The 13,305-nt window shown below is 42.1% G+C and carries 2 protein-coding genes and 1 CRISPR repeat array; both genes read left to right on the forward strand.

Going from position 1 to position 13,305, the window contains the following annotated elements:
• Positions 1-23: 23 nt before the first annotated feature.
• The gene (csy3, locus tag J500_RS13450) at positions 24-1,037 is read left to right on the forward strand and encodes a type I-F CRISPR-associated protein Csy3 (protein WP_004998562.1); all 1,014 of its coding nucleotides are present in this window, start codon (positions 24-26) and stop codon (positions 1,035-1,037) included.
• A 1-nt stretch (position 1,038) separates the two neighbouring features.
• Positions 1,039-1,632, forward strand: a complete 594-nt coding sequence (cas6f, locus tag J500_RS13455) for a type I-F CRISPR-associated endoribonuclease Cas6/Csy4 (protein WP_004998561.1) — start codon at positions 1,039-1,041, stop codon at positions 1,630-1,632.
• Between the two features lie 132 nt (positions 1,633-1,764).
• A CRISPR array of direct repeats spans positions 1,765-13,264; the repeat unit is 28 nt; unit sequence GTTCATGGCGACATACGCCACTTAGAAA.
• The last annotated feature ends 41 nt before the right edge of the window (positions 13,265-13,305 follow it).

Consider the following 13,305-nt stretch of genomic DNA (forward strand, 5'->3'; position numbering starts at 1 on the left):
TTAATCTTTAAAAGGGAAAAATCATGGCTAAAAATGACAAAGTAGTTGCAAGTGTACTTGCATTTGAAAAAAAATTGGTTCCATCTGACGGTTATTTATATGGAACAAATTGGGATAAACGAAATGAACAAAGCGCTTTAAAACTGATTGAAAAATCTGTGCGTGGTACGATCTCAAACCGTTTAAAACCCGCGGTTGCAGGTGATCCATTAAAGTTGAATGCAGAAGTTGAAAAGGCTAATTTACAAAAGGTTGATGCTTGTGCTTTAGGTGAGAATCAAGATACTTTAAAAGTTGGATTTACCCTAAAAGTATTGGGTGGAGTTGAACATCCATCTGCTTGTAATAATGAAATTTTCTTAAAATCATATAATGACGTTGCTAAAAATTATATTACTACGTATGGCTTTAATGAGCTTGCAAAACGTTATGCACTGAATATTGCCAATGCGCGCTTTTTATGGCGTAACCGCGTAGGTGCTGAAAAAGTAGAAGTGGTTGTGACTGTGAATGATCAAGCAGCAGTGACATTTAATGCTTTAAATTATCCGTTGCATAATTTTGATGCTAGTGATGAAAATATACAAAATCTGGCTCATCAAATTGCAAGCGCCCTAAAAGGAGAAGTTCCATATTTACTGATTAAAGTTGAAGCTTATGCTTTAGTAGGTAAAGGACAGGAGGTTTATCCAAGTGAAGAGCTTGTCTTAGATAAAGGTAAAGGTGAAAAAAGTAAAATTCTTTATCACGTCAATGAGGTAGCAGCAATACATTCACAAAAGTTAGGCAATGCTTTACGTACAATTGATACTTGGTATCCAGAATTTGATGAGAAAAAAACAGCAATTGCGATTGAGCCATATGGTGCTGTGACTAACCTTGGCAAAGCCTATCGTACCCCGAAAGATAAAAAAGACTTTTTTACTTTATTTGATAAATATGCTTTGGGTGAATCACTTGAAAATCCTGAACAAGAGCATTATGTCATGGCAGTTTTAGTACGGGGTGGTGTCTTTGGTCAAAGTAGCAAGGATTAATATGCTCTATTATTTAGAAATTACTTTATTAGAGCAGGAGGAAATACCTCTGCATTTAATTTGGTCAAAAGTTTATACCCAATTACATATTGCTTTTGTTGAACAAGCCGATGAAGAGGGAAAGATTAGTTACGGTGTATCTTTTCCTAAATATCGATTAATTCAACAGAAAAAATTGGGTTATTTAGGCGATAAAATTCGTATTTTTGCGGATTCAGTCGAAGCATTGGAGCAACTGAATCTAACTCATTGGTTAGCAAGGCTGCAAGATTATGTACATGTCTTATCTGCTCGTAAAGTTCCTGAGGATAAGATCAACGGCTATGCTACTTATTTTAAAGTTAATCCAAAATTGACGGTTGAGCAGCGTGTTGTTCATCAGGCAAAACGTCGTGGAATCTCAATTGAAGAAGCACAGGAACACTTTAAAGCATTGGATCTGACAGAGACTTTTGAACCTTATATTAATATGAAAAGTCAAACTAATGATATGAACTTCCGTTTGATTATTGGAAAAAGACGTGTTGATGAAGCAAATATTGGAAAATTTGGAAGCTATGGATTAAGTCGTACATCTACAGTACCCGAGTTTTAACCCAATATTTTTTAGACTCTTTAACAGCTTAATAAAATCAATAAGTTATAACTTTGCTTTAAAACTTTGGGTATTACATACTTTTTAGGGTTAAAGCACTGTTATAACTTTATTTTTTGCTTTATTCTTATTGTTCATGGCGACATACGCCACTTAGAAAAGACTGCAACCGAGGTGTTATTCCAGATTGGAGTTCATGGCGACATACGCCACTTAGAAATTACTTAAGCCAAGTAACGCAGCCTGTCCTTCGTTCATGGCGACATACGCCACTTAGAAAATTCGCAGTTATCAGCAGCCCAATCACAGAATGTTCATGGCGACATACGCCACTTAGAAAAAGAAAACCAATCAGTTACTTTATCCCAAAAGGTTCATGGCGACATACGCCACTTAGAAATATAAGTTCTTTGAGGTACACAATAGATGACTGTTCATGGCGACATACGCCACTTAGAAATATGAAACAGTTGTTCTTCATGGTGTTACATCAGTTCATGGCGACATACGCCACTTAGAAATAAAGAACGTGTTACCAATTGTCTAAAAAGACGTTCATGGCGACATACGCCACTTAGAAATTGCGCTTCAACCATCGCTTTACAATGTGTCGGTTCATGGCGACATACGCCACTTAGAAAAATTGAAGCCTGTTGTGTAACTTTCATTCACGGTTCATGGCGACATACGCCACTTAGAAACAACAGTACCCATTTTTTTCTTGTTAGCAGTAGTTCATGGCGACATACGCCACTTAGAAATTAGTTTTTTTCGAAGATCTGCACCCGTATGAGTTCATGGCGACATACGCCACTTAGAAAGATGATTAAAGATTTAACTATTCATCGTCATAGTTCATGGCGACATACGCCACTTAGAAAGAATCCTGAGTGATTAACCACAAATCTTTATTGTTCATGGCGACATACGCCACTTAGAAATGTTTGCGATGCTCTTAACTTCTTTAAACCTGGTTCATGGCGACATACGCCACTTAGAAATAAGAAGGCGCTTATTAGAATTTGATTGCCAGGTTCATGGCGACATACGCCACTTAGAAATTGTAAGCATTCGCCAGCTTTATGTCATAATTGTTCATGGCGACATACGCCACTTAGAAAATGCTTTACAAAGCTAAGATTGATCGTACAGCGTTCATGGCGACATACGCCACTTAGAAATTGTTAAAGCAATCGCCGCACATGGGTTGGGTGTTCATGGCGACATACGCCACTTAGAAATGATTGGCTTTAGATAATGCGATTAGCTTTTGCGTTCATGGCGACATACGCCACTTAGAAAAATACCAGAAGATGGATTATCAATCCAACGAAGTTCATGGCGACATACGCCACTTAGAAATTTCAGCAGTTGTATCCTTTACTGCTTTATAAGTTCATGGCGACATACGCCACTTAGAAAATCCACAAATCACTAATACAAACATCACTAGAGTTCATGGCGACATACGCCACTTAGAAACTGCAAACGTCCAAGCATCTGATCTGAACGCTGTTCATGGCGACATACGCCACTTAGAAAACGTTCATAAAAGCGCATAAACTTGGAACTGGAGTTCATGGCGACATACGCCACTTAGAAATCAATTAGCTCCTAAGCTTGAACCTAAGTATTGTTCATGGCGACATACGCCACTTAGAAAAATCATACCCATCCAGATTATTCTAATCCTCAAGTTCATGGCGACATACGCCACTTAGAAAGGATAGCCATTTTTTACAATCGGCCTCAGATAGTTCATGGCGACATACGCCACTTAGAAATTAAAAGGTCAAACCATGCGCTTAACAGATGAGTTCATGGCGACATACGCCACTTAGAAATGCTACACAAAGCATCTGGCGAAATAAAAAAAGTTCATGGCGACATACGCCACTTAGAAATATCGACTGGAGCAACACAGTTGTTACAGTTTGTTCATGGCGACATACGCCACTTAGAAAATTACGTTCTAACCAACGCTTCTTCATGCGTGGTTCATGGCGACATACGCCACTTAGAAAAGTAAGTCGTAGAGTCATAACGCTTGTTACTAGTTCATGGCGACATACGCCACTTAGAAATGCTGAAGCTCAATTACTGTTTCAACTTGATGGTTCATGGCGACATACGCCACTTAGAAATAAGACGACCGCAAATAAAGCAAAAGCAGGCTGTTCATGGCGACATACGCCACTTAGAAATGAGTGGTATGAGAAACCTCAGAGTAAGTTTAGTTCATGGCGACATACGCCACTTAGAAACTTAATCGATGCCAACCCATTGATAAAAAATCGTTCATGGCGACATACGCCACTTAGAAAAGTTGCCGATGCTGCGCCATATTCACCAGTTGGTTCATGGCGACATACGCCACTTAGAAAACAGGTAGAGCGTATCCAGATGCCACAAGATCGTTCATGGCGACATACGCCACTTAGAAAATGTGGATGTTAAAGGCGGTTTGGTATTTAGCGTTCATGGCGACATACGCCACTTAGAAAGCCATCTTGCATATGGCTTACTTTATCTGCTGGTTCATGGCGACATACGCCACTTAGAAAGCAAACAATCATGCGAACGGCTGATGAAGTGCGTTCATGGCGACATACGCCACTTAGAAAATCAGAACGTGTTGAACCGATAAAACAGTTGCGTTCATGGCGACATACGCCACTTAGAAATCGATTTTGGAACTTTGGCGCATACCTTATTTGTTCATGGCGACATACGCCACTTAGAAATTGCCGAGTCGGTAATGAGATTTTATTCATTCGTTCATGGCGACATACGCCACTTAGAAAAATGTACGGACGTTTGCAGTCTGAGTACCTGAGTTCATGGCGACATACGCCACTTAGAAAAGTTGCCGATGCTGCGCCACGGTTTCCAGTTGCGTTCATGGCGACATACGCCACTTAGAAATTTACACCGTTTACTCGGCTAAAACGCCATGCGTTCATGGCGACATACGCCACTTAGAAAAGTTGCCGATGCTGCGCCATATTCACCAGTTGGTTCATGGCGACATACGCCACTTAGAAAATAAAAGTTAAAGCGGGTAAAGATAATTTTGGGTTCATGGCGACATACGCCACTTAGAAATTTTAAGGAAATTACAAAGCCGGCAGCACCCCGTTCATGGCGACATACGCCACTTAGAAAACACTGGGGTAAATCAACATCGGCATGGTTTGGTTCATGGCGACATACGCCACTTAGAAAAGACACAACTTAGCCAAAAGCAAATGGATAATGTTCATGGCGACATACGCCACTTAGAAAAATCGATCATTCGAGCTAATGTCGGATACGCTGTTCATGGCGACATACGCCACTTAGAAAGTAAAGCAGCGGGTGACTTTGAAGATCAAAAGGTTCATGGCGACATACGCCACTTAGAAAGATCGCGCCTTGCTCTTTCTCACGATCGGAATGTTCATGGCGACATACGCCACTTAGAAACAATCAAAAATCATCTTTGCATCTGCGGGTAAGTTCATGGCGACATACGCCACTTAGAAACGCTGCTTTACGGATGCCTGTTACTGTCATAAGTTCATGGCGACATACGCCACTTAGAAATTAATCTTGTAATCAGTAGACTTTTTACCGATGTTCATGGCGACATACGCCACTTAGAAATGTTACTGTCATAATTGGTTGTTGTGATGTGTGTTCATGGCGACATACGCCACTTAGAAATGTTTGTTCTACACGCCAGATCAACTGCTTAAGTTCATGGCGACATACGCCACTTAGAAAACGACCATTAATCATGATCAAGATTGTATTTCGTTCATGGCGACATACGCCACTTAGAAAAAATAATGAAACTCCGAATGTTCAGAGCAATTGTTCATGGCGACATACGCCACTTAGAAAAGAACGCAAAACGGCTCAATCATTTGTCCAAAGTTCATGGCGACATACGCCACTTAGAAAATAATGTTGCTTTACGCGAGCAGCGTTTTCTTGTTCATGGCGACATACGCCACTTAGAAATAGAAATTTAGAAGCAGAGCCATAATGTTGCTGTTCATGGCGACATACGCCACTTAGAAATGTTTCTAACTGTACACCACTTGTTGAAGGTCAGTTCATGGCGACATACGCCACTTAGAAATAAACCATATTTTTTAACTGCACCTAGAAATTGTTCATGGCGACATACGCCACTTAGAAACAACCAAGCTTTTTAAATCCGCTGCAATATTAGTTCATGGCGACATACGCCACTTAGAAAATTGAACATGCACAAAAAACCTTAGCTGATGGGTTCATGGCGACATACGCCACTTAGAAAATCAGTAGTGTCACCAGCCACGGCAACTCGAAGTTCATGGCGACATACGCCACTTAGAAAAGTGCAATGAGCGCAACAGATACAGCTGATGTGTTCATGGCGACATACGCCACTTAGAAACTTTGAAAACTACACCCGTACGGCACAAATTCGTTCATGGCGACATACGCCACTTAGAAAATGCGCAAGCCCATCGATGAGTCAAAAAGTGTGTTCATGGCGACATACGCCACTTAGAAAGCAAACCAAACGTACAAGCTTTACAAGGGGTAGTTCATGGCGACATACGCCACTTAGAAAACCGTAAGGTGTTTTGATTTTTGCAACTGATCGTTCATGGCGACATACGCCACTTAGAAAACGAAGCTTTTGTGCCAGTGCAATGAGCGCAAGTTCATGGCGACATACGCCACTTAGAAATTGTGTTCTTGCTGAGAGCCAAGCCACAAGGCGTTCATGGCGACATACGCCACTTAGAAAGCTTCTAGTGTAAGCGTCAATCCTCAGTCTTAGTTCATGGCGACATACGCCACTTAGAAATTATCAGGATTACGGCCTTGTATTTTAAACATGTTCATGGCGACATACGCCACTTAGAAATTATGCAAGATAGAGATTTACCTTTTCAGGAAGTTCATGGCGACATACGCCACTTAGAAAACAAGGCGACAGTCTGAAGAAAGTTTAATAATGTTCATGGCGACATACGCCACTTAGAAAATAGAGCACATAGCTCGCTTATTCACCACCAGGTTCATGGCGACATACGCCACTTAGAAAAAACATACTGCCAACGAGAAGGGCGCTGTTCTGTTCATGGCGACATACGCCACTTAGAAAGTGCATCAAAAGTTGGTGAAAACGGTATTAAGGTTCATGGCGACATACGCCACTTAGAAAAAAGTTCTACGTCTAAAATTAAATTTTCCACAGTTCATGGCGACATACGCCACTTAGAAATCTTAGATTTTTCATACGCTGTGCGTGTTCTGGTTCATGGCGACATACGCCACTTAGAAAGTGATCGTAAAACGGGCGTGATCCTGTCGCCCGTTCATGGCGACATACGCCACTTAGAAAAGATACAGGTAATGTGATTTCACAGGGCTTTGGTTCATGGCGACATACGCCACTTAGAAAAAACCAAGCTGTTTCATCGCAAACTGACTGAAGTTCATGGCGACATACGCCACTTAGAAAAGCCTCTTTGATTAATTCGTCTCGTTCTTGGTGTTCATGGCGACATACGCCACTTAGAAATACTATCGGCACTCCACATATTTTGTTAAAAGGTTCATGGCGACATACGCCACTTAGAAAAACACCCCATTGCGTTCCGCATACCCCTTCCAGTTCATGGCGACATACGCCACTTAGAAATTTTTGCAATGCGCGAAGGTCCCCTAAGCAATGTTCATGGCGACATACGCCACTTAGAAAAATTACGTCAACAACGTGCGCAACAGCAACAAGTTCATGGCGACATACGCCACTTAGAAATCAGAGGTATTGGTTCCTGAAAAAGACTTTAAGTTCATGGCGACATACGCCACTTAGAAATCGTACTGGGTATCCTTTCTCTTCAAGCACCTGTTCATGGCGACATACGCCACTTAGAAATTCTTAGGAGATAAGTTTAAGTTCCGCATAAAGTTCATGGCGACATACGCCACTTAGAAACACTGCAAAAGTTCTGGCTTTACTATTATATCGTTCATGGCGACATACGCCACTTAGAAAGCGCACACAGGCAGGACAAGATTACGTTCAAAGTTCATGGCGACATACGCCACTTAGAAAATTTCGAAGTTGCCCTTGTGCAATAAGCGCATGTTCATGGCGACATACGCCACTTAGAAACAATGGTGGAAGCATTAATGAAGCTTGCAATAAGTTCATGGCGACATACGCCACTTAGAAAATCGACTTGCTTTCCAGTAAAGCCCACCGCTTGTTCATGGCGACATACGCCACTTAGAAAACTCTTGTGTATAGAACATTTTATCCTTGTGTGTTCATGGCGACATACGCCACTTAGAAATTCAAATGTATTAGATAAAATTGATGGTGGCGGTTCATGGCGACATACGCCACTTAGAAACGTCTTAAAAAGCAACCCGAATTACATCAAAAGTTCATGGCGACATACGCCACTTAGAAACTCAGAATCGGTATAGAGCGTATTCGCAATACGTTCATGGCGACATACGCCACTTAGAAATGATAAGGACATAACAGGTCTTAAGCAGTTGAGTTCATGGCGACATACGCCACTTAGAAATAGAGTCATAACGCTTGTTACTAACTCGTGTCTGTTCATGGCGACATACGCCACTTAGAAAGAGCGTGTTTAAATCTGAGATCCAAACCAAAAGTTCATGGCGACATACGCCACTTAGAAAGTAGGGTGTTGATATAAAATTGGAGTAGTTTGGTTCATGGCGACATACGCCACTTAGAAACCCCGAAGAAATCGACCCACTCGTAGGGTTTTGTTCATGGCGACATACGCCACTTAGAAAAAAGGCTTCGGTTCTAAAAACATGCCTTTTGCGTTCATGGCGACATACGCCACTTAGAAAACCAGAGCCATCACTAAAAATAGTGAAAACTCGTTCATGGCGACATACGCCACTTAGAAATGCAAGAAGGTGCTTTCGGTACTTGCGCTGCGGTTCATGGCGACATACGCCACTTAGAAATTAGGCTTCCTGTGTGTGCCAACACATTTGAGGTTCATGGCGACATACGCCACTTAGAAAGTGAAGCATCTGCATGATGTGACGTTTCGGTGGTTCATGGCGACATACGCCACTTAGAAAAACTTTTCAAAGACTGTATACAATGCCGCCTGGTTCATGGCGACATACGCCACTTAGAAAATGGTGCAAAGTAGTCTAATACCCATCTACCTGTTCATGGCGACATACGCCACTTAGAAATTTGTGCAACAAGCGCATCTCCTCAAGTGGTTGTTCATGGCGACATACGCCACTTAGAAACGTCGTCAATCTTTTTCGCTTCATCACCCATGGTTCATGGCGACATACGCCACTTAGAAAACCTGCACAACCTACACGTCAGGAAAGTAAATGTTCATGGCGACATACGCCACTTAGAAATGAAAAAGTCCGCACAACTGATTATATCGACTGTTCATGGCGACATACGCCACTTAGAAAGGTCAGATCCGCTAAAAGCTCAGGTTCAGGCGGTTCATGGCGACATACGCCACTTAGAAAAATGTGCGTGACAAAGCGCCGATTCACATCGAGTTCATGGCGACATACGCCACTTAGAAAAATTTCGATGAGCTCGAATATAAATGGAATACGTTCATGGCGACATACGCCACTTAGAAAGTGAAAGTTTAGATCCCGCATACGGCAGTGTGGTTCATGGCGACATACGCCACTTAGAAATCATAGACACGTGGCATAGATTTGTCTAAACCGTTCATGGCGACATACGCCACTTAGAAATGAACTACGCGAGCTGTACTGGTCCGCACTAGGTTCATGGCGACATACGCCACTTAGAAACTTGCAATAATTTCGCAGGACTTGCCTTTATCGTTCATGGCGACATACGCCACTTAGAAAACTACCTGAAGGTTTTATCTGGTTGTTCCAAAGTTCATGGCGACATACGCCACTTAGAAATCTCAGGGATTCAAAAATGCTACTTGTGGCTTGTTCATGGCGACATACGCCACTTAGAAAAATTGTCGCCGATGCTAAATCAATAGCGTTAAGTTCATGGCGACATACGCCACTTAGAAAGCTTGCCTGCTGCAACCGCGACAGGTGTAACTGTTCATGGCGACATACGCCACTTAGAAATGTTGGTTCTGTTAAAGATGGTGCAGGAAATAGTTCATGGCGACATACGCCACTTAGAAATTATCAAAACTTCAGTTGCAGCAACGATTGGCGTTCATGGCGACATACGCCACTTAGAAAAGCGTGGAATTGGTGGGGTTAAATTGGCGTTAGTTCATGGCGACATACGCCACTTAGAAAAAACGAAAGATTTAATAAAAATAGCGCTTATTGTTCATGGCGACATACGCCACTTAGAAAGTCCGAGTGACGAATCATTTTGTGCAGCGCATGTTCATGGCGACATACGCCACTTAGAAAAGTGGGTCATTAATTGTCCGTACTGGAGAACTGTTCATGGCGACATACGCCACTTAGAAATGTTGTAAGATATATAGCCATTTTAATTAACCTGTTCATGGCGACATACGCCACTTAGAAATTGTTGAAGATGGTGATAGACCATTTAACTACGTTCATGGCGACATACGCCACTTAGAAAGTAGGGACGCCATTTTCTCCAAAGCTCTGCGTGTTCATGGCGACATACGCCACTTAGAAAATGAAGTTTGATTCATAAGCTTGTCTAAAACCGTTCATGGCGACATACGCCACTTAGAAAGAACATTTACATGATGTCCTAAAAAGACTCCCGTTCATGGCGACATACGCCACTTAGAAAAGTGGGTCATTAATTGTCCGTACTGGAGAACTGTTCATGGCGACATACGCCACTTAGAAAAGAAAATTTAGGCAATAAAAAACCCCGAACAAGTTCATGGCGACATACGCCACTTAGAAAGCAAGCGATTACGCAGAGCAATATTATTCTCTGTTCATGGCGACATACGCCACTTAGAAAATAACCAGCCATCGTCTGTTCAATATCATCGAGTTCATGGCGACATACGCCACTTAGAAAAGTACACTATTTGGCAAAGCTGCTGCCGAAGAGTTCATGGCGACATACGCCACTTAGAAATCCAACACTGCATCAGTATGTGCATCAGCAACGTTCATGGCGACATACGCCACTTAGAAATAAATATGATGAAGATGCCAATACTTTGACTTGTTCATGGCGACATACGCCACTTAGAAAAAAATCGCTTTGGACAAACTAATTATTATCAAGTTCATGGCGACATACGCCACTTAGAAAGCAACTGGATATTTGTACGCGCGTTTCAACATGTTCATGGCGACATACGCCACTTAGAAAGACTTGCAGCATCGGGTCGCTATAGCCAACTTGTTCATGGCGACATACGCCACTTAGAAACCGTGCTTTAGGTAGACGCCTAGCAAGTCGCTGTTCATGGCGACATACGCCACTTAGAAATGTATATTCCGCAATTGCGTTGATCGTGTCATGTTCATGGCGACATACGCCACTTAGAAATTGGCAAAAGACATACAGCTACACGTGACACTGTTCATGGCGACATACGCCACTTAGAAATCGTTGAGCGGAATTAATTCAAAATATTCTTTGTTCATGGCGACATACGCCACTTAGAAATTTCAGCCGTAGGTGCGGCGACAGTTCCTGCAGTTCATGGCGACATACGCCACTTAGAAAGTTAATTAATAAGGCGATAGCGTTATGACTGAGTTCATGGCGACATACGCCACTTAGAAAGTTAACTCTTTCTTAACGTTAAATACTGCTGCTGTTCATGGCGACATACGCCACTTAGAAAACCAGAAATGGAAGCTACGAATAAAAGTGCTGGTTCATGGCGACATACGCCACTTAGAAAGTTTGATTGGCGAGATCTGCCGAATGGTTCTGGTTCATGGCGACATACGCCACTTAGAAAGTTTAACGGTGCATTGCAATATATTTTATTAATGTTCATGGCGACATACGCCACTTAGAAAATTTGTTGATTTAACTGCTGAACCATACTCAAGTTCATGGCGACATACGCCACTTAGAAATTATGGTTGGCAGCAAAAGAAATCAAACAGGCGTTCATGGCGACATACGCCACTTAGAAACTTGCAAGAATAGTCAAATATAAGCTGCCCCAGTTCATGGCGACATACGCCACTTAGAAATGTTCGATCAGCTTCTTTTTCCAGTGCTTCAAGTTCATGGCGACATACGCCACTTAGAAAAATTAAAGGCGGGATTCGATGTTGGTATGTGGGTTCATGGCGACATACGCCACTTAGAAAAGACTGGAGGCGTCACGGTCATTCTAATTTCTGTTCATGGCGACATACGCCACTTAGAAATGCTGCGGTGGTTCGATTCTTTTTCCCATCTGGTTCATGGCGACATACGCCACTTAGAAATTTAAAACCTAGCAGCTAACAATTAGTAACCCGTTCATGGCGACATACGCCACTTAGAAATCTTTCTCTGCTAAAAAAATAAGAGCTAGTTCGTTCATGGCGACATACGCCACTTAGAAACGCCTCGCTAGCTGCTGCGCCCGATGAAAACTGTTCATGGCGACATACGCCACTTAGAAATGACGACCAGCCTGTCATTTCAGCCATGATCAGTTCATGGCGACATACGCCACTTAGAAAAAGCATTGAAATTAACAGCGGAACAATCACGCGTTCATGGCGACATACGCCACTTAGAAATGAACCGGTCAAGCTCAGTGAAAAAGAGGTGTGTTCATGGCGACATACGCCACTTAGAAATAATGCATCGCGCAACACACTTAACTGCGCTGGTTCATGGCGACATACGCCACTTAGAAAATATTGAGGATTGATTCATGAATGCAATTATTGTTCATGGCGACATACGCCACTTAGAAAAAAGATTATTAATAAAGTCTATCTGGTGTTCGTGTTCATGGCGACATACGCCACTTAGAAACAACATCGTGTTTTAAATCATGGATATGAACGGTTCATGGCGACATACGCCACTTAGAAAATATGCATAAATGCATGCATGTTGATAATGGAGTTCATGGCGACATACGCCACTTAGAAATAATAGATCAAGACTATTATCGACTGGACAATGTTCATGGCGACATACGCCACTTAGAAAAGTAATTAACGCTGGGCTAGATAATGTTTCACGTTCATGGCGACATACGCCACTTAGAAATAATAGATCAAGACTATTATCGACTGGACAATGTTCATGGCGACATACGCCACTTAGAAAAGTAATTAACGCTGGGCTAGATAATGTTTCACGTTCATGGCGACATACGCCACTTAGAAATAATAGATCAAGACTATTATCGACTGGACAATGTTCATGGCGACATACGCCACTTAGAAATAATTATGCGATAACCAATATAAATAGAAATAGTTCATGGCGACATACGCCACTTAGAAATGTGGCTGAACGTGCAACACAAGCAGTTCAGCGTTCATGGCGACATACGCCACTTAGAAATGATCAAACTCTTGACCAGCCTCATGATTCTCGTTCATGGCGACATACGCCACTTAGAAATACAAAAATGACCAAACCATCCGCTTGCCTGCGTTCATGGCGACATACGCCACTTAGAAATTGCATTGCGGCAGTCATAAACAATGAATAGTGTTCATGGC

Origin of the sequence: Acinetobacter sp. 479375, from assembly GCF_000581715.1 — a bacterium.
Lineage (GTDB): Bacteria > Pseudomonadota > Gammaproteobacteria > Pseudomonadales > Moraxellaceae > Acinetobacter > Acinetobacter ursingii.